This window comes from Vibrio methylphosphonaticus (assembly GCF_023634655.1).
Lineage (GTDB): Bacteria > Pseudomonadota > Gammaproteobacteria > Enterobacterales > Vibrionaceae > Vibrio > Vibrio methylphosphonaticus.
The window spans coordinates 162185-181950 of sequence record NZ_JAMKMS010000003.1; the positions used below are offsets into that span (position 1 = coordinate 162185).

Here is a 19766-nt window from a genome sequence, read left to right on the forward strand (position 1 = left end):
CTTAGTTATTATTCATGGGAATTTTTAAAACTATTTTAGTTCCTTTTTTAGGCTTGTTAGGACTAGATATATCTAACTTGTATCCATCGCCATATAAAAGCCTTGTTCTATTTATTATATTGTATATACCGATGCAACCACTATTAGAATGTTGCTCACCAGAAATTATATCTTCTATCTTTTCTTTTGAAATACCATCACCGTTATCCTGCAATTCAACAAATATACTTTTTCCATTATCGTAGGCTTTAATCGATAGCGTACTAATGATATCTCTAGGCTCTACAACGTAGTTGAAAAAATTTTCTACCAAAGGTTGAAGAATCAAAAAAGGACAAGGGATATTAGAATATTTATCTGGCACATTACAAGTATATGAAAAACGGTCTCCCATCCTAACTTCTTGTATAGACATATAATTTTTTACATACTTTATTTCCTGTCCCAGCGTGATTACACTACATGAACTTTTCCTTAATAAATAACGCATCATATCAGAGAAATTATGCACCATATTTTCAGTTCTATTTGCTTCTTCTAAATAAGATAGACGACCAATGGTATTCAGAACATTAAATAAGAAATGAGGATTTACTTGGTAGGAAAGGGCTTTAAACTCGGCTTCATGTAAAGCCTTCTCCATCTCCATACTTTTTTGTAATTCATTTTTTAATTCAAGTTCTTTTTCATGTAAATCGGTTTGAATAAGCCGTGAATGTGCTTGCTCAACTAAATATGAAGCAACATCGAACAAGGTGTCTGCTGTCGATATAAAGCGTTCATAATCCATCTTTCTAGTTGTATCGTATAAAGCAATGAGTTCAGAATTATCTTCCCAGATCTTATTCTCTTCAAGAATATACGGAATCTTACTTTTCGTATTGTCTTCCACTTTGACTTGACCTGATATCATTGCCCCTAAATACTGTCCTTCAATCATGATAGGTACAGCACATTCAACAAAACCACAGTAACAACGATAGACAACTGGCTTACCAGTTTGCATAGCAATTCGACCACCAGCATCATCACTTTCATAACACTGCATTTTTCTTGTTGGATCTTTTCTCGCTTGGGCACAATATTCGCAGAACCCACTTGGCTTGGTGACAGGTTCCCCGTGAGAGTCAACGACAACCAGTGCAATTTCCATTGACTGACTGAAATTATTCTGTAACTTTTGCAAGCGGTTAATATCTAAATACTTGTCTAACGTATACTGCATAGCGTTCTGCTGACCATAGTTTCTCAGATCAAAAAAGTATAAGTTTAGGAAAGAAATCAAACTTGATTCAGATCAAATTAATACATCATCTTACTTGGTAAATGGTCATTTTTAGATGTCGGTAATGTTATGCTAACGCCGACGTTCTCCCCTCGTTTTTAGGCTGTACAAAGCCCATGCACAGTTTCGTCGCACATTGGCCTTGATGTTTTAACTAATTGTTATTAATAGTTAGCCACTTAGCCTGCATCACGTTGTACTAATCCGAATTATGATCCGCACCCGCAGTTTTGGATACTGAGTTAAACACCATCTAACCCAGTTTTTCTAATGCTTGAGCAAAATCGAAATCATTCTTCTATTCGTTCCCATATAAACAGAATTTTTCGTCCACCAAGCGGACGAATGCAATGGATGCCTTCAAATAACACAGAATCTTTAAGTTGCTCACGAATTACTCTTTGATCGTATTTAATGACCAAAGAAAGCTCTTCTGTTGTTAGGTAGGTATATGCCATAATCATTTCCTATCTTTGTCACTACATTTTGTAACTCTAGAGAAACATTTAGGGTCTTTATAGAAATGATTAAATGCCATTTGTCAACTTTACTAGGTGCTAGAAAGCTCAAAATTGCTGACGTAGTAAGGGATACCGGGATAAATAGAAGTACAGTTAACCGACTTTTCACGAGACTAATAACCGAATTGATTTTGAAGCACTGGAAAAACTCTGTCTTTACTTAAATTGCACCGTCGGTGAGCTGCTCGAAGTGATCCCAGATAATGATCTTCAGGCTGACTAAATTAACCTTCTCAACCAATCGAAATTTAGACAACCTAAGTCACGTTGGTCACACTGTGGTCTCAAAATGGTCACAGTGAATTCTAAGGTCTTAAATTACAGTGTTCACCTAAACGTCAGACACGACAAAAACACGCAATAAAGCGCTAGGAAATAAAATTCAATTGGAATTAATTTAGGATGTAAAATAAAGAAGGAATTGAGCTATATGGAGCGTGCAGCGGGAATCGAACCCGCATCATCAGCTTGGAAGCATTACACCCACTCAAGTTTTTACTGTCAAAAATTTGAAATAAGGCAATCTTTCATATAGTTATCTATAAACCCCCTATCAAATTAAAACCCCATTTTTCAACATTTTTGATCGACTTTTTTAACTTTGAGCCTCAAGTAATGTATACTTATTGTACATTTTATGACTTAAACGAGCGTTTGAAATGTCGCATATTTTATCGAATCGTTCAAAAAACCGATTAGAATTTTCGATTCATAGTGCTGCCCTACCCGCCTTTTCGTTCTTTCATTCTCGGCAGTTTTGGGTGGACAAAGCTGCTCTGCAGCAGTCGTCTTTAGAAGAAATTAATGTCGGTCTCATGCTTCAGGCCGTGCGTATATCAAACAACAAAATCGCCATTATCTCCGGATTTGAATCGTTAAGTTTCTCACTAACAACACTTAATCTTGTCGAGTGCGATGTCATTGTTCACGACGACATGAGTGATATCGATATCGAGAAACGAGCATGGTTGGCCGTGTTGCGCACTATGCTTTCCTCAATCGACAACAAATCAGCAGAAGACTTTCGTCGAGTACTTAATCAACAAGCACCAAACACAATCATTAAATCTCTTTTTGATAAGAATAAATTGACCCAAAAACAGCTCTCCGTCATGACACATTCTTCGAGAAGTTCTCTCGCTCAGCAAAACGCCAAAGCACAAACCCAAGAGATACCCCCCGAAGAAGAACCCTCCATTTTTGAGCGCCTCTTACAGGAGAACAAACGCGATGATTGAAGGCGTAAAAGAGCGGTTTAAACACAAAAATATCGAACGCTTTCTAAAGCAGCTCTTCCCATTTGACGACAGTCACAATGCCCTCATCGCAGCCGAAGTTATTCGGCTATGTGAAATCATCAGAGAAGAATATAGAGACGAGTTTTCTGAATTATCCTTTCTTGTTTCGGAAGCGAAAAAAGTACAACGCCCCCCAACTGCGGCAAATTTACAGGACGTAGTTATTTCAATTTCAAACAACAAGAAGCTCCGCGTCCACTATCTACCCGCGTTCTTATCATCCAATCTTTTACTGACCTCCTATGACCACAACAAATTCGACCAATATAAAGCGCTGACTTTCTTGTCCGTGGCGCGCCTTTCATTTATTGGTACCCATCAATCTAAGATCGAAGCAATCTGTAATGACGTAAGGTTATTTGCCAATGGTAAACGAGAATCCATGGCCGCTTATCTGCCAGACATTGAGCAGCTCAGTTTTAACCAGCTTGTCAACGCTTTTAAAATCCTTGTTGATGACGAGAATGAAGATCGTCCCCCGAGCCAAGTGGTCGACAACCTTAATCATTATCGCCGACCCTACGAATCCACTTTAAACTACTCACACGGCTACACCCGTAATGTTACGAGCGGTGAATTCAAAAAAAGTGGACGCCTTGATCAGGGTGAACTCAAAACACTCGATGACGATAGTGAAGAGGGGTTATTTGAGCTAACACAGTTCAACGAGGGCCCTAAATCAACAAGTCATAGCTGGCAAAAAGAAGACCATCACGGTGAAAGCAGTCGAACGACAAGTATAGTCAGCAGCTATACCCATACTCAACCGAGCTATGCGGCTGGAGCATTACATGCTCGCGCCATTCAAGCTCGTATTGAAAAGCGAGACATGAGTCTTGCTTGCGATATAGACAGTGCGACAATTTATGAAATAGGTGCATTGGTACGCTATTGCATGGAACAAATTACAAGCAATTCAAACACTTTGATGGCAGCCAAGTTACTACTTGTTATGCTATTCAGTGGCAGCACCTACAATCAAGCAAAAAAGCTGAAAAGTAAGCGCTCCTCAAACCAAAAACTCATAGGCTTTTGCCGAAAGCACAAGCTGCCTTCTCAAAAACAGCGGGCTGAGCTCTTACCCCTTCTTACGAAAACCGAGGAAGAATTTTGGTTACCTTTACCGCAGATTGTCTGTCAGAAGATGAGTAGCCTTACTTTCAAAGAAGTGGAAGAAGCGGAGTTGAAAGGGTTGCTCAGTCACATCAATAAGCAACATGACACGTATCTAACACTGAGGAGAGTTTCGTCCTATCTTAGACAGAAGCTGTCGCATGAAAACGTTGACTCGACCATTATTGCTTTGATTGCAGGTGAGCCGATTAACACCATACCTGCTGCGTTTTACCTCCAACTTTCTAATGGCTACCTACTTCAAACATACAGCCGTTATCTGGACTTCCTCTCACACCTAGCAACAGATCCATCCGTGTTAACTCTCTTCGATAAAACTCCCAACCCTTCATCGCTTGGTTCACCCCTGTATATCGAAACGGATGTCTTGTCTTCATTGTTTTCCCAGCTTCAGTCAAAGCTGAGCGCTGAAAAACAAGCGAATGAATGCTTTCATAACGACATCACGATTTACACTCAGCTTATTCTTGCTATTGCATCAGGCTATCGGCCCGTGACCGGTTGGTTTGGGAAAATCACGCACTTATCACTACAAACAGGAGACTATTGGATTTCGGACAAAGAGTCCGGTATTGGTGATAATAGCCGCGTCATCAAGCTTCCAGAGATCGCCATTAACATCCTCAACAACTATTTGAACTATTGCAAACGACGCGTACTACAGCTCGCCAACACTCAACCGGAACTATCGCTCGAATATCAACGTTTACTTACAGGGGAGACGCATCTCTTTTTCTACCTTAAAGAAAATCAGTACGAGCCGTGTACACCATCAAGCTACACATTTTTCATTGACGCAGTCTTCCCTCTCCAAGCCAACTGGGCACGACACCACACACGTTCCCTATTAACCGCAAAGGGCATTGACCTCTCTGTCATTAACGCCTGGATGGGGCATATGAATCAATCTAAGCGAAGTTTTCACGAGTTTAGTACTCTCACCCGCCAACATATGCTGACGGTCTCAAACATCCTTAACGAACATCTGTTAGATATTGGCGTGGAGGCCACATATGACTGAGATTGGCGTCGAGGCTCGCCGTAAAAATCGACTTAACCAAATAGAGCGAGTCAATCAAAAAGCACAGCAAGTATTCGAGAAATATTTCCCGAACCCAGTCATAGTGCCGAAACCAGAACGATTTTATGAAAATTGGGAAAAGTTCATCGATGAAATCACCAACACATTTGGGCGAGTTGGTGATTACCGACGTGCGTTTAACATCGGTGTAAGAAACGTCCTCAGTTATCAAAAACTCCATAATTGGAAGGTCAGCCCTCCAAGTTACATTGTCACTAAAAAGTCATCGAAGCCACTACGCACACTAGACTGGATGCAGAGTGCTTGGAAAGGCTATGAATTCTATCAACATTGGTACTACGATGAACTATTAAAGTCACCGGCTCAATCCAAGGACCAAGCCTTTCGGAACCTAGTCCTTTCGCTCATCTATCATAGCGGTCAAGCGAACCCTGATGTTGTAGACGCCTTCCAACAATTGATTGTTAACTCAAGCGTCAAAGTGAATCATTGGAATCACTCACCTTTTATTAGCGTGACCATCGACTCAGAGCGGTTTAATACCAATGTTGATATCGCGGGAAATAAATTCACTCAATTTCAATGCTATCTTCATCCAATTACACTTGGCTTGTTGCGTATGTGGAAACGGTGGCAGCGTCATATCTGGCAAGCGCCTAAAGATAGAGGCGAGCTGAGCGCAATATTAACAAACAACCAATGCGCCCTGACTTTCAGCCAGCTTTGCCAAACCTCTGTATACGTGGCAGAAAACCAATCTGATTTAGCAATCAGCCATGCGCTCATTGAATACCAGATGAGCAAAACAAAATCGTACGGGCTTCCGACGAGCAATCTTGCCCGCTTGATTCACCCAATGGTCTATCCATTAACGAAGATTGACTTTACCTCCGGTTCGGCTTCCTCAGATTCAGAGGTAAGCGCGAGGAAAGCGAAACCAAAATCACAACACCTTGAACTCTTTGACAAACTAAAAGCGTGTTTGCGCCCCAAGGGAACACTCAAACCAGTGAGCAAAGCAACACTCAAGCAAAGCTTAGAAACGTTAATAACAGACATATCAAGTGAAGACGCAATAAACCAACGCTTACTGGTTCAGTGGTATCGCTACAAACTAGACTCTTGCAGTGTCGGCACCTTAAAAGCGTACCATTCGAGCCTGACACGCAAATGGCTTTACCTCTGCGAAAGATATCAACTGAATTCACTCAATAGTGAAGCATTAGAACAAATCTATAAGCAAACCATCGACAGACACACAACAGACAAGTCGAAGAAGTACTTTGCAGGTCGGCTCAAAGACTTACACGCCTTTGCTGTGGAAGCCAATGTACTTACGCCTATTTCGAGTGATTATTTACACACAGACCCGACTCAAGCCCATACTCGCGCCGCATTTGTCGATGAAGCACTATTTACAGGCCTACTTAACGGTATCTCTTCTACTGAGGGGCTAAATGAAGCCGATGAGCTGTGCCTTCAATCGATGTGTATCCTCTCCTATCGATGCGGTCTAAGACTCAATGAATTGGCCAAGTTACGAATCAAGGACATTGAGCATTCCAAAATTGGCTGGCTATCCGTTCGAGATAATCACCTTGGTCAAAACAAAACCGCGGCGAGTTTACGGAAAGTACCGCTCTACCCAATGTTGCTTAAGCATGAAACCCAAATCATCAACGACTATTACCATATCAAGCAGGAACAATCACTTGGACAAAAGCACCCCTTCTTTTCGCTTGGCGCCGACGCAAAGCTTCCGGTCGATAACTTTCGAGTTTCTATGCTCGTTGGGGAACTACTCAAGTCCCTTTCCCAGTTGAACTATTTTGTGTTTCACCACCTTCGCCATAGCTGCTTAAGCAGACTGCAACTTATCTTGGAAATAGATGACTTAAGCTCACTACCCCAACAGTTATCTCCATACGATAGAAACCAGCTCAAGCAAATCAAAAGCATCGTGTTTGGAAAATCGGCTATGAACGGCTACGATGTCATTGCCTTTATGGCGGGTCATGAGTCGCCACGGATGACATTTGAGCATTATTTCCATTTTTCTGACTGGACCGTTGCTCAAAAACTGAAAGATATCGACTTTGCGCTTCCTCAAGGCACGATGAGCCAAGTGGGCTTATTGCCCCAAAGAGTCCCTCTAGAGAAAAGACTCAAACGATATGTCCTACCCTATTTGATGAAAAAGCTCGCTATTCAAGAGCTATCAACAAACATAGACAATGGCATTGTGCCTACGCTCCATATTAAAGATGATAAAGAAATCCGTTCCTTTCCGATTTGCCAGAGTGCTTTAGAGCTTTATCAGCAAGGTTTTAGTCATGAAGATATTTGTTCGAGGCTAAGAATCACCGAGGCGACACTGAACAAGTGGATCAACAATGCTAAACACATCAAAGCATTTTCCACTGAGTCGGCTGGTCAGCAATACTCCCGTCATTTTTCTAATGCCCGCTCGACGAAACTTCTGCCCTCAGCACTCAAAACTTCCATTGAGATGAAAACGCAAAATCAATACATAAAAGATTTAAAAGAGCACTACCAGCAACATCATGAAGCTATCGTCGATACCATTACGTATGCCCTTAAGCACGCCAGTGTTTCTCGCTCAGGTATCCATTTCAACTCACCACTTGAGTTGAGCAAGTTTCTGGAGACCACCCACTTATTTATCCCTAAATCACACTGGCGCGCGGCAACGCAGTACCTGGATAGCAGCATAAAAAAATCGGAATGGCTCGATGCCCTCAAAGGTATTAAAACGTACAAGGAGAGGAAACCATCAGGTCGTAGTAAAAAAGCACAAGGGGCGGTTAGGTTGGAATTAGCACACCCAAGTTCACGAATGAACAATAAGTCAAAAACTAAGCAATCATCCCCACTTTTGCTGCATTTATTCCATATGATGGGCATTATGATGATGAAACTAAATGGTGGTGAATCGACGTCCTAAAAAGCACACCTGTTTAGGATTCCAGAACGCCACTTAATGCTTAACGTCACTTTTGAAAGCAAAGAGATCAACCACGTTATCGGGGATAGTCGCGTTTTCTTGTGAAGCTTTGTTCGTCATCGATGCCGCGACCATTTGTGATTGGATTTCCGCTATTTTTGCTTCATCTTGAATACTATCTATCATTTGACAACGTAGGGAGGAGAAAAACGGACGAACTAGCTCCAATTCATTGTCGTGCAACTGGCCATAATGGCTTGCCCACTGCAGGAACATCTCTTCGTCGGGATAAAAGTAATCTTTACTTGCTTTAGTCTTGCGAAGCAAGCTATTCACCCACTCGTCAAACGAAGCGGATTCAAGCTCATTATCTGGTAGCGTACCTACTTGGTATACGCGGTTTTCGAATTGCCAAGCTACGTCGTTGATATGGCTTTGTACGCTGCGATCGCCTCTCTGGCAGAAATAAGGACGTGGATGATGAGTAAGGAAGCAATTAAACATGTCACGAAAGCTGTCATCATCGCCCCACTCAAACTCCTCCATAAAAAAGTGAAGATTGTTAAACAGCCGCTCGACAAGTAAGTTCGTAAATTCAAGCCAATCCCCCTTCTTCACGCCACAAAACACCATCGCATACCGCGTATGCACATGCATCGCTACAAGTACATTTTTTCGCTGGACCTTGATGACATGCACAAGCCACTGTGAAATGGGCTCAAGAGCGGTACCTACGTCGGAAATGGATTCGGTGGGTTTATCTTCAATTGGGGTTTGCTTTTGACCACGACGAGTAACAGTAAAAAAGTCCGAAGCGGCTTTAGTGCAATTGAATACTAACAAAACGTCTTCCTAAGTTGATCGATGGTCACAAATAACGCTGCCGTTACTTGCTGATATGACGACAATTATATACTGAAAGTATCTACGATACCTTACTCACAAGCCATCTCAATATCACAATGAAAATGCTAAACGACTGCGTATACCTTGAAGTTTGCTGCACATAACCTAAAGTTAAGAAAAGGTAGTCGGTAGCTCGCCGTTAATGAGTATGGCTTAGCGATGGGAACTCGCCTCAGTGAATACGTGTTCCCCTTGATGTATTCACTGCTCTTTCCTGTTTTGCTTGCAATCTGTCAACTCTATGAAGCAAACGTTTTATTGCAAGTTATCCACTAAAAATGTGTAGAAAATTCAACCAAAGCCAGCAACATCGTTCAATCGAGACACTGACGAAATAACTCTTTAAATTCAATGGAATAAAGTCTATTCCTGCGAATTAATGCAAAGACCGCACAATACGAATGCGCATTTTTCATACACAAACTGCTAATTTCTGTCATTTGAGTCAGTTTAGCTATGAGCAGATTCATTTAATAAACAAATCTCACTCCATGTGAAGATGTAAATAACTTATTTTTTCAGAGCCGTGCGTGATTCGCCCAAGTCAATAGGCGCAGGACTCAACTTGGTGCCCCCCAAGCTCATATATTGTACCCAAACCATTGGGCGTGCGAATTACTGCTAACATAAACAAGATGCTTATCGTCTCAATGTCAGCATGTTGTCAGCAAAACTTGTAAGAGATCGTCCATAGCATTGACATAATGCATCTGGATTCATGGCCAAACCTACTTGCCCATACACATAACCCTTTGTTTTATTGTTCCACCAACCCGTATATTGCTCTGTTAAATCAATCTTTACCTAGCGTTAACACCCATTTCATTTCCTGAGCACGTAAAATATCTCTCATCGACGGGGCTAGTCGAGTTAAAAGGAATGCCTTTAGGGACGGACATGGTTTTTGAGGACAGAAAAACCAGAACGGAATCATAGGACACCGCTAGGACAGCGATTGGAGCCAGAAGCTGGACGATAACAGCCCGCTCATTAAGGATGATTTGCATTGAGCAACATAAGTAGCATAGGGGCTACTGCGTCAATTTAGACCCGATGATGGTTTTACTTCTCGGGGCTACTTTATTTTGACAAATAGCTTTTTGCGCATAAAAGGAAAACAACACATGGATTTGAATCACATTCAAGCTCGTATTCAAGAAGAGCTTAGTCTTACTCTAGCGAGTATCGACGATACCCGAACACAATTAAGCCAATCCGCCGTTCAATCAAGCGATTGCTGCGATACGGCTGACCAATTGCAACACCACTACCAACTCAACACGATTATGGGTCGTTTGAATGCACGCGCAAATGCGTTAACTCTCGCTAAAGCAAAAGTATCTTTGAATGACTACGGGTATTGTCAGGCATGTGGTGACGACATCGAACCGGCTCGCTTAGCCTTTGATGTAACGTGTACACACTGCATTAGTTGTCAATCCAAAAAAGAAATGAACCAGCACCTTTATGCTCAATAAGACTGATGTATTGGCAGTAGGACTCTGCCTTTTTAGTGCTTTTAATATTAGGAAAATATAATGAACGCCACTTCTCATTCATTTAACGATTGGTATAGCCTCACCGGGCAAAGAATGGTCGACTGGGATAAGAATGGACTGTCTTTAAAAGAAGCAGAAGCCTACTTAATGGAATATTTCAGTGACTTCCCTGCGGCAAGTGTTGAAGTAGGAAAGTATATTGCAGAAAACTGGACCAGCCGTCGAGTTAAAATGTTAAACCCAAGAGCAAGACAAATACTGATACAGGTCTGTAATGATTACGAGCTTGTTATCAATGAAGGCTACATTGCTAGATAACATATTACCCTGGGGTCTCCCTCCACATGGCTATGGATACACTGCTCCGACTCTCCTTCACTAATTTAATGGATTGAAAATGAATAAAGGAAATAACTACTCTCACATTTCGAGTAACGCACGATTGAGAAATACGACGGCCATGATACTGGCCGGAGGTAAAGGGACAAGACTTAAAGGATTGACGTCAAGTGTCGCTAAACCGGCAGTATCATTTGGTGGCAAATTTAAAATTGTTGATTTTGCCCTATCGAACTGTATTAACTCTGGTATTCGTCGAGTTGGTGTTCTAACTCAATATATGGCACACGATCTCATTAGCCACATCCAATTTGGGTGGCAGTCAAGCTACTCCGCTTTAGGAGAAGGTGTACACATTATCCCTGCACAGCAGCGAGTTGGAGAAAGTTGGTATAGAGGAACGGCAGATGCCATCTATCAGAACTTAGATTTATTGAAGCGCCAAGAATCAACAGAGCGCGTCCTTATCTTAGGTGGCGATCACATCTATAAAATGGATTACTCTCGAATGGTTAACTTTCATGTCGAAAGTGGTGCAGATGTCACCGTAGCCTGTATTGAGAAGCCAATAGAGCAAGCATCCGAATTTGGGGTGATGGGACTCAACTCTGAGGCTGACATCATTAATTTTGTCGAGAAGCCGACTGTCGAGTTCGCTCTTAGGAACATAAGATAGGTTGGTGTTCCCCTCATCTTTAGCCGCCAAATACAAGCCTTCACTGCCCTTTTCACCAAACACACTGCTAAATGACAACCCTACAAAATCGGTTCCTTGATGCACGACTGTGGGTCTAGATGTAGTATGCCAAACCTTGGCAATTTGATCTTGAGACATCAAATAGATTTGCTGGTTTTCCGCATCAACCGCGATGTCTTGCACTGCACTTCCCAAGGTGATGTTTGTGATGACTGGTTGATGGTTATTATGGGTCGTTCTGTATACTGTGTTTCGCGCAGCCTCTACCCTATAAGCACCTTGATGGTTACCAACATAAAGCTTAGATTTAAAATAGTTCATTCCATATGGTTGAGTTTGCGCAACATCGGAAGATTGCAGCATCAAACGCGTGAACTCTGAAAGCTGTTTAGTGTTAGTGTTATAAGCGAGGATTACATCATCTTTTACACCTGCGTCAGCATCACATAACGCCATATACAAAAATCGACCCGATGGCGTCAATGTTAAACCGCACAGACTGTTAGCATGTGAAAGATCCATATCAGGCACGGCATTAATGATGTCTTGAGATTGAATAGTATGTAGAAGGTTTTCACGCACATCTCGAATCTCAATATGCAGTGACTCCTGGCTGGCAATCGCATAATAACCCGCATTTTTGGCGGCAACCGCGATATCGGCGCTGCCCCCAGAAAAGTGCCAATCGCTAATCACAATATCGTTATCTGAAGGAGGTGGATTCCCCCCCCTGTCCCCCTTCATCAATACCACTACCGCCATTACAGCCCATTATTACTAGGCTCACTGCGCCAATAGTCATTACTTGGCTCAACATTTTCGCCAAATCAGTTTTTCGCCAAATAGCTTTTCGCTTAACACTAAACTTGTATTGCCATTCATAACCATTCAACATTCACAAATGCCGAATGAGCATTACACTCAATCATCCTATTTATTGATCACGTGGCTCTGCATATAGAGCCACGTCGTACAAAAAACGTGTTATTACTTGAAACTCTCGGGAAACAATGATTCGAGTGAAGGGTTAGGCTGCCTCATTAACTCAGCGTCTCTCCACTCCTCGATTGGGGGCACATCGTATTGTTTTTGTAGGTTTGCCAACTGCTCTCTGAGACGCTTTATTTCAGCTTGATACTTAGGAGAATCAATCGCGTTGTTCATTTCAGAAGGATCGGCGGATAAGTCATAAAACTCCCACTCATCATTTGGGTGATAAAAATGAATGAGCTTATATCGTCCATCAGATACGCCATAATGCCTAGCTACATCATGGAATCCAGGGAACTCATAATAGTGGTAATACAAAGCCTCTCGCCACTCTGTTGCTTCTTCACCTGCAAGCAATGGTTTAAGAGATTGACCGTGCAATTTTTCGTTCACTTTGACGTCTGCAATATCAAGGAAGGTTGGAGCATAATCGATATTTTGCACCAGATCATCAATCACAATGCCCTTTTCAATCACACCCGGTAATTGCATGACTAACGGTGTAGAAAAAGACTCTTCATACATAAATCGCTTATCATAAAATCCGTGTTCACCGAGGAAAAAACCTTGGTCGGAAGTGTAGACAACCAGCGTATTATCGCTTAGGCCTGCCTCTTCTAAGTAATCGAGTACTTGACCAACGCTTTCATCGACAGCAATGATCGTCGCAAGATAATCTTGCATGTAGCGTTGGTATTTCCATTCCGCCATTTCCTGTTCGGTCCATTTGGCTTCGTTACGATTCATCTCATCATTACGTGCCTGATAAGCCGCATCCCATTTTGCTCTTTGTTCTGGTGTAAGGCGGGCTAAAAGATGTGGCCAAATATCTTCGCGCCATTCACCACTGTCTTCTGCAACAGTCATCTTTAAGTCGTGACCATCTTGAGTATGATGCGCAATCGTCATCGTTTGGTTGCTCGCCGCTTGTCGATTATCGTAATTATCAAAAAAGTTTTCTGGCAGCGGAAATTCTGTATTTTCAAAAGTTTGAGTATGCCGTGGTGCGGGCATCCAATTTCGGTGAGGGGCCTTGTGGTGCATCAGTAATGCAAATGGTTTTGTTTTATCACGGCTATTCTCAAGCCAGTTTAAAGATTTGGTGGTAATAATATCGGTGGTGTACCCCATCTCCATAGTGACACCGTCACGCGTTATGAAGTCGGGGTTATAGTATTCCCCTTGGTCGTTCAAAATATCCCAGTGATCAAACTTAAACCCATCAGGAATACGGTTAATATGCCACTTACCAACCATTGCCGTAGTATAACCCGCATCTTGCAGCGTGTTAGCCCAATTAAATTGATTTCCATCAAACACTTGCCCGTTATAGGTGAAACCATTTTCATGGCCAAACTTACCTGTCAGCATCGCAGCACGACTTGGACCACACAGTGAATTCGTCACGTATGAGCGTTCGAATCTTGCCCCGTTTTCCGCGATTCGGTCAATATTAGGCGTAGGCGCAAGCTTCGATATCGGATGCCCATAAGCGCTTAGCGCTTGTACTGCATGGTCATCAGACATAATGAAAAGAATATTTGGACGTTCGCTTTCAACTGAGCTAGGCGTATCAGCCGCAATAGAGGACAATGAAACTGAGCATAATGCCCCCACCACCAAACCTGACAATACTGATTTTTTCATCGTTTGTTCCTTCAAAAAGAGCCTGCCAAGGCAGGCTCACTCGCTTATAAGTAATGGATTAATGAGTAATAGAAAAACTTGCTTTCTTAACGTTATCTGAAGCCTTTCCTACAAAAACGTCAAACGTGCCCGACTCGTAACCCCAGCTCATGTCTGCGCGATAAAATGCGAGGTCATCGGTTGAGAGAGTAAATGAAATAGTTTTACTTTCACCGGCTTCAAAATGAACTTTTTGAAAACCTTTTAGTTCTTTTACTGGGCGAGTAATCGATCCCACATGCTGCCTAGTGTAAAGCTGAATAACCTCTTCACCAGCAAAGTCACCGGAGTTAGTCACCTTAACGCTTACTTGTAAGTCTTTCTCTGAACTTAAGAAATCCGAACTTAGCTCTATATCAGAATAATCAAACTGGCCATAGCTTAAACCATGACCAAATGCGTATAACGGCGTATTCGGTGAATCGTCATAACGCGATGTATAATGCTCTTGTCGTTGGTCAGGGTTATCAGCTTTATAAGGGCGTCCGGTATTCTTTTCGTTATAGTACATCGGTATTTGACCGACTGAGCGTGGGAATGTCATTGGCAATTTTCCAGACGGTGAGTAATCACCCGACAACACGTCGGCAATGGCATAGCCACCAGCTGTTCCCGGATACCACGCATGTAAAATAGAATCGACGTTTTCATCTGCCCATCTTAAATCATTTGGACGCCCACTCATCACAACAAGTACCATCGGCTTACCGAGTTTTTTCAACGCCTTCATTACTTCTTCTTGATTTCCAGGTAACGTTAGCTCAACTCGGCTTGACGCTTCACCTGACATACGTTGATCTTCCCCCATCACCATCACTATCACATCAGACTTTTCAGCAGCAGCAATGGCGGCATTAAGGTCTGACAGCAACTGTGGATCTTCTTTATGAATACGAGGCACCGTCAACCCTTCTAAAGAATCAAGTTCCTCTTGGGTCGATAGGTACTCGTTGCTCGCGCCTTTTGCATAGTGAATCTCTATATCATTGCCATAACGACTCTTTAATCCATGAAGTACCGAGACAGGATCGCTTTGACGATCACCTGCTGCGGCCCAGTTGCCAATCATATCGGCTTTGCTGTCAGCAAGCGGTCCGATCAATGCGATAGAATCGACTTTTGTTGTATTAAGAGGTAATACGTCATTGTCATTTTTTAACAACACAAACGATTTTCTTGCGACATCTCGAGCGGCTTCAAGGTTTTCAATACTAAGAATTTCTTGAGCAGCTCTTTCTTTGTCGTTGTAACGATATGGGTCTTCAAATAACCCTAGTCGCCATTTCATTTCAAGAATCGAACGAACGGACTTATCGACCGCATGTTCAGACACCTTACCCTCAGCTACCAATGACTCTAAATGTTCGATGTAAAGCTGACCAACCATGTCCATATCAGCACCCGCATTGAACGCGATTTCCGCGGCATGTTTATCATCACGAGCATAACCATGTGGTACCAATTCATTGATAGCGGTGTAGTCGGTAACCACAAACCCTTCAAAACCCCATTGGTTACGTAAAACTTCAGTTAACAGTCGCTTGCTACCTGAAGCTGGAACACCATTCAGATCATTAAACGCCGTCATAAAAGTACCGACGCCTGCATCTACCATCGCTTTAAAAGGAGGCATCTGGGTCGTCCAAAGCTCATGCTCAGAAACATCCGTGGAGTGGTAGTCTCGTCCAGCTTGCGATAGTCCATAGCCAACAAAGTGTTTCGCCGTTGCCATAACCGTGTCAGGTTTGCTCAGGTCATCCCCCTGAAAACCCTGAACACGCGCCACCGCCATTGCAGTTGACAAGAATACATCTTCGCCCGCCGCTTCAGATACTCTACCCCAGCGAGGGTCTCTGACTAGGTCTGCCATCGGTGCAAATGTCCACATAATCCCATCGGCTGCTGCTTCTTTTGCGGCAAACTGCGCGCTGGTTTTTACTGCATCTAAATCCCAAGTTGCGGCTTCACCAATAGACTGTGGGAAAATGGTTTTATGACCGTGGATGATGTCATGTCCAACAATAAGAGGAATACCCAAACGAGTATCCTCTACGGCAATTTTTTGTAAGTGACGACCAAAATCCGCACCATAAGCATTAAAAATGGCACCAACTTGCCCATCTCTAATTTGTTGTTCATACGATTCGTTAATAAAGGGGCCCGTTGTATTACGAAAACCACTTTGTAGATCAAGCTGACCGATTTTTTCCTTTAGTGTCATCTTGTTTATCAATCCATCAATGAACTTATTCATCTCCGGTAAATCATCCTGCCAATGCACCTTAGAGGCTGGGCTCTGTTGTTCGACTTGGATTACATCCTTAAACATCGTAGTACTTGCCACTGCATAGCCTCCTAACGATAAACTTAGCGCCAAAAATGTCGGCTTGAATATTATTCTCATAACTTTTCAAATCATCCCAGTAAAATAAACCATTACAACCCCATCGAAACTTTTTGAATAGGATTTAAAAAATAAAATACGATAGACATCCAATAAAACTTAATATAGAAAACTTAACAAGCACGTCCCCAAAAAAAACACAAAAATTGATGCCACATTAATACTACATTAATAGATAAAAACATGAGATAAGAGAGCTTATAATTCACACGAGTAAGGAATAAACCTGATGGATGAACAACCCACCTTTCTAGCGTCAACGTTCCAAATAAGTTCGAAGTCGGGAGTTTCTCACTAGAAAAATAGATATTTCGAAATGACTCCCTTGCAACATTATAGTTACGTTTATTAAACCTATATTTGTTCACCCATAGAATATGACACCGGTTACTATATAATACGTGCAAAGCATATTAACACATGATTACTTTATATTTTTAATCTATTTTTCACAAATCAAAGTCATATTTAACACGAACACTCCTCGGCAATATGACAGAGGAATGCTTATCAATCTTTATATAACGTAGATTGATTACTAAAAATTAGTCAGGAATAAAGCTAGAATAGACCGACTCCACTATTTGCTGTTGACCGTGAATTTGTAAATAGTTTTTCACATCTTCACGTATAGATTCATGGAAAAACGAAGCTACAAACATACCTTGATCTAAACCTAGAATACGTTCACTCATATTTCCGTCACTGTCAACTGCATCGAACCAGCCATAGTTTGTTTCGATACGCGAGTGTGCTTGTTTAACTTTTAGCAAATGCTCAACAGCCCCCGGCTTATCAATGATTGCATACAACGCAGTAGCGTGCGGCGTACCTGTTGTCTCTTGATGGACTTGGCTATCCGAAGCTTCTGCCACAGACCTTAAACCAAACGCCAAGTATTTGTTATCAACGGTTGCAGAGGCTGATACAAACGGGATAGGTTTATCAAACTGGTTAGCATAGTCTAAGTGAACTTTACTAAAATCGTCCATCATGGTGTAGTCAGGGCTCAATGTTGACTCATCTATCCACAACGCCGGCAACATAGCCTGAAAATACGAGCCATCCCAGGTCAAAATAGGTTGATAGCCTGCTGGGTGTTTGTTATCAGCATACATCTTCATGCTAGTGAACGCTTCTTCAGGCACAGCGCCCGCGCCTTCTGCTTCGGTAGCCAGAATTGCCCATAAGGTTCCTAAGCGACTTTCATTGGACTTTCGGTCAATGTAATAAGAAATGTAATCCGCTTCTGTTACGTTCCAACCAGAACGAAGCCACCCTTTTTCTTTGTCATACAAATCAGACCAACCCAGCTTTTGGGCATCCAATAATGCCTGTGTACGCTCAGCGATAACAGCAAGACGAGAGTTTTCATTGTCGTGATAAGCACCAACTAACGCCGCTAATGAGAACGAAAGGTTACCGTTATCAACCGCAGATACCAGTGCTTTGCTCATTGGCTTCAACTCAGCCCCTTCAACGCTGTATAACCAGTGAAGCAACCCCTTCCATTTCGGTGCGTCCTCTAACGTAGTAAGGAGTTTTTCCAATTTTAGTATTGCTTCATTATCGCCGGCGCGTTGCATCTCGACTAACAGATTAATGTATAAGCCAACCGCCGAAATATTGGTAACGGGCCTTTGATCAACAACCTTGCAATTACGCACAACTATGAAGTCATAAGGCACCTGAGCTTTTTCCGAGACACCAGCACCATCAAGGAAAAAGTTAAGATTGTTTTGCAGTTCTGCTTTGAAGTTATTTGGGTAATATTTGCCACTAATATCAATCGAAGAATCAAGAGCTGGGCAACTTTGATCATCTGGATTATATTTTGACTCCGAAGAGTTACAACCGATCATAGTAATTGTTGCCAATATTACAATCACAACGTTAGGTATTTTCATAAAGTAAACGTCTCTAAAGAAGAAGTGACACTCTGCCACTTCTTTGTATTTATTTACCAAAAGGTTAGAATGACCAAACTATTCCAGCTTTGGCAAACAGGCCTTTTCTATCACCCCAACCTGATTCACCGTATCGTTTACCGTCGCGGTACGCAGCATCAAGAAGGAAACTCATCGAGGAGTTGAAAGGAATCTCAGTGTAAATTGCATAGTTATCATATTTATAACCTCCACGGTACTGTCCTTCCCCCCCCTCGACTTCGCCTTTTTCATATCTTAATTCCAAATAAGCATCGTAAGGAAGGCGAAACTGAACCAGTGGCTTGACCGCTTGCTCTTGGTAATTCCAATCATCTTTCACTTCAACATAAAGAACCTTAGCCCCTACGTTCAGCCAATCATTAACGCGATAGACATATAAAGGCTCTGTTTCATAGGCCATAGCATCATCATGATCTTTGTAAATAGCTTCTAAATCCAAGTGTAAGAAATGTTTCCCATAATTAAAGTTCACCGCAGGTTTAACTGACCACTCAGTCCGGTCAACTGGAGTATGTGTGTCATCCCATTTATTATAATCAGCTCCGGTTCTCTTTTTATAACCTGCTTGAATTGAATAACTGAACGATTCGTTAACCCAGTGCCCATAAGTCGGCTTTATTTCAAAGCCCAACTTTGGTGTACCAGTGTAGTCTTTGTTTTCACCGCTAAGTCTTTCTGTTTGTTTCAACACATATCTTACAGACCAGCGATCACTTAACTGGGTACCTCCATCGGCAAAAATAATAGTTTGGTACACATCTCTTGGGTTGTTTTTGTACGTAAACTCTTCATACTCGAAACCAGATAAAAACCTTGTGCGTTTAGGGCCAACACCAGTTACTGATGGTATATAGGTATCACCATAGCTATCACCTACGCCACCAATATTTTGAAGCGAATCAAGGAATGCTTGCATCTCGGTATTTTCGTACCCTTTTAGCTCGACGTCATCCCACATATTTTGACGTTGCTGTTCTTCCGCCGTTACTGCTGTGGCAAATAACAAGCCTGTGGCTACTGTCAATATTGCTTTTCTCATCTAAAATCCCTA

Annotated in this window: 14 protein-coding genes and 1 pseudogene; 7 read left to right on the top strand and 8 right to left on the bottom strand. The window is 42.1% G+C overall.

Going from position 1 to position 19766, the window contains the following annotated elements:
* Position 1 precedes the first annotated feature (1 nt).
* Both M9196_RS04805 and M9196_RS04810 read right to left on the bottom strand, forming a co-directional pair.
* Positions 2-1225 (bottom strand): sensor histidine kinase, encoded by a 1224-nt coding sequence (locus tag M9196_RS04805; RefSeq protein ID WP_250616394.1) that lies wholly within the window; start codon positions 1223-1225, stop codon positions 2-4.
* Positions 1226-1575: 350 nt separating this feature from the next.
* On the bottom strand, positions 1576-1743 hold the full coding sequence (locus tag M9196_RS04810) for a hypothetical protein (RefSeq protein WP_250616395.1): 168 nt from the start codon (positions 1741-1743) through the stop codon (positions 1576-1578).
* A gap of 65 nt (positions 1744-1808) precedes the next feature.
* On the opposite strand from M9196_RS04810, the pseudogene M9196_RS04815 reads away from it, so the two are divergent.
* The 4 genes and pseudogenes from M9196_RS04815 (at position 1809) to M9196_RS04830 (ending at position 8245) form a co-directional block, all read left to right on the top strand.
* Positions 1809-2029: pseudogene (locus M9196_RS04815) on the top strand (helix-turn-helix domain-containing protein).
* A gap of 436 nt (positions 2030-2465) precedes the next feature.
* A complete protein-coding gene (locus M9196_RS04820) occupies positions 2466-3044 on the top strand; it encodes a hypothetical protein (RefSeq protein ID WP_250616396.1) in 579 nt (192 codons plus the stop codon).
* Positions 3037-5259 carry a hypothetical protein gene (locus tag M9196_RS04825; RefSeq protein ID WP_250616397.1) on the top strand — a complete coding sequence of 741 codons (2223 nt, stop codon included), beginning with the start codon at positions 3037-3039 and terminating at the stop codon, positions 5257-5259. The genes M9196_RS04820 and M9196_RS04825 overlap by 8 nt, the downstream gene beginning before the upstream one ends.
* On the top strand, positions 5252-8245 hold the full coding sequence (locus M9196_RS04830; RefSeq protein ID WP_250616398.1) for a tyrosine-type recombinase/integrase: 2994 nt from the start codon (positions 5252-5254) through the stop codon (positions 8243-8245). Before M9196_RS04825 ends, M9196_RS04830 begins: the two co-directional genes overlap by 8 nt.
* A 33-nt stretch (positions 8246-8278) precedes the next feature.
* Here M9196_RS04830 and M9196_RS04835 read toward each other — a convergent pair whose 3' ends face one another.
* Positions 8279-9088, bottom strand: a complete 810-nt coding sequence (locus M9196_RS04835) for a DUF6933 domain-containing protein (RefSeq protein WP_250616399.1) — start codon at positions 9086-9088, stop codon at positions 8279-8281.
* 1187 nt (positions 9089-10275) lie between these two features.
* On the opposite strand from M9196_RS04835, the gene M9196_RS04840 reads away from it, so the two are divergent.
* The 3 genes from M9196_RS04840 (at position 10276) to M9196_RS04850 (ending at position 11665) form a co-directional block, all read left to right on the top strand.
* Positions 10276-10629: a TraR/DksA family transcriptional regulator gene (locus M9196_RS04840; RefSeq protein ID WP_250616400.1), complete on the top strand. Its 354-nt coding sequence runs from the start codon at positions 10276-10278 to the stop codon at positions 10627-10629.
* A 60-nt stretch (positions 10630-10689) separates the two neighbouring features.
* Entirely contained in the window at positions 10690-10968 is a 279-nt protein-coding gene (locus M9196_RS04845) for a hypothetical protein (protein WP_250616401.1), read from the top strand.
* A gap of 142 nt (positions 10969-11110) precedes the next feature.
* Positions 11111-11665 (top strand): sugar phosphate nucleotidyltransferase, encoded by a 555-nt coding sequence (locus M9196_RS04850; protein WP_250616540.1) that lies wholly within the window; start codon positions 11111-11113, stop codon positions 11663-11665.
* 724 nt (positions 11666-12389) lie between these two features.
* Here M9196_RS04850 and M9196_RS04855 read toward each other — a convergent pair.
* The 5 genes from M9196_RS04855 to M9196_RS04875 all read right to left on the bottom strand — a co-directional run bounded on the left by M9196_RS04855 (position 12390) and on the right by M9196_RS04875 (position 19754).
* Positions 12390-12581, bottom strand: coding sequence for a hypothetical protein (locus M9196_RS04855; RefSeq protein WP_250616402.1), 192 nt, complete (start codon positions 12579-12581; stop codon positions 12390-12392).
* Between the two features lie 92 nt (positions 12582-12673).
* Positions 12674-14323, bottom strand: a complete 1650-nt coding sequence (locus M9196_RS04860) for a sulfatase family protein (RefSeq protein ID WP_250616403.1) — start codon at positions 14321-14323, stop codon at positions 12674-12676.
* Between the two features lie 58 nt (positions 14324-14381).
* On the bottom strand, positions 14382-16706 hold the full coding sequence (gene bglX, locus M9196_RS04865; RefSeq protein ID WP_250616404.1) for a beta-glucosidase BglX: 2325 nt from the start codon (positions 16704-16706) through the stop codon (positions 14382-14384).
* Between the two features lie 605 nt (positions 16707-17311).
* Positions 17312-18673: a hypothetical protein gene (locus tag M9196_RS04870; RefSeq protein WP_250616405.1), complete on the bottom strand. Its 1362-nt coding sequence runs from the start codon at positions 18671-18673 to the stop codon at positions 17312-17314.
* Positions 18674-18737: 64 nt separating this feature from the next.
* Positions 18738-19754, bottom strand: a complete 1017-nt coding sequence (locus tag M9196_RS04875; RefSeq protein WP_250616406.1) for a hypothetical protein — start codon at positions 19752-19754, stop codon at positions 18738-18740.
* Positions 19755-19766: the final 12 nt, after the last annotated feature.

What these genes read in the sequence shown, in the direction of transcription:
- M9196_RS04805 (WP_250616394.1), bottom strand. Translation starts at nt 1,225, where the DNA reads ATGCAGTATACGTTAGACAAGTATTTAGATATTAACCGCTTGCAAAAG.
- M9196_RS04810 (WP_250616395.1), bottom strand. Translation starts at nt 1,743, where the DNA reads ATGGCATATACCTACCTAACAACAGAAGAGCTTTCTTTGGTCATTAAA.
- M9196_RS04820 (WP_250616396.1), top strand. Translation starts at nt 2,466, where the DNA reads ATGTCGCATATTTTATCGAATCGTTCAAAAAACCGATTAGAATTTTCG.
- M9196_RS04825 (WP_250616397.1), top strand. Translation starts at nt 3,037, where the DNA reads ATGATTGAAGGCGTAAAAGAGCGGTTTAAACACAAAAATATCGAACGC.
- M9196_RS04830 (WP_250616398.1), top strand. Translation starts at nt 5,252, where the DNA reads ATGACTGAGATTGGCGTCGAGGCTCGCCGTAAAAATCGACTTAACCAA.
- M9196_RS04840 (WP_250616400.1), top strand. Translation starts at nt 10,276, where the DNA reads ATGGATTTGAATCACATTCAAGCTCGTATTCAAGAAGAGCTTAGTCTT.
- M9196_RS04845 (WP_250616401.1), top strand. Translation starts at nt 10,690, where the DNA reads ATGAACGCCACTTCTCATTCATTTAACGATTGGTATAGCCTCACCGGG.
- M9196_RS04850 (WP_250616540.1), top strand. Translation starts at nt 11,111, where the DNA reads ATGATACTGGCCGGAGGTAAAGGGACAAGACTTAAAGGATTGACGTCA.
- M9196_RS04855 (WP_250616402.1), bottom strand. Translation starts at nt 12,581, where the DNA reads ATGTTGAATGGTTATGAATGGCAATACAAGTTTAGTGTTAAGCGAAAA.
- M9196_RS04860 (WP_250616403.1), bottom strand. Translation starts at nt 14,323, where the DNA reads ATGAAAAAATCAGTATTGTCAGGTTTGGTGGTGGGGGCATTATGCTCA.
- M9196_RS04870 (WP_250616405.1), bottom strand. Translation starts at nt 18,673, where the DNA reads ATGAAAATACCTAACGTTGTGATTGTAATATTGGCAACAATTACTATG.
- M9196_RS04875 (WP_250616406.1), bottom strand. Translation starts at nt 19,754, where the DNA reads ATGAGAAAAGCAATATTGACAGTAGCCACAGGCTTGTTATTTGCCACA.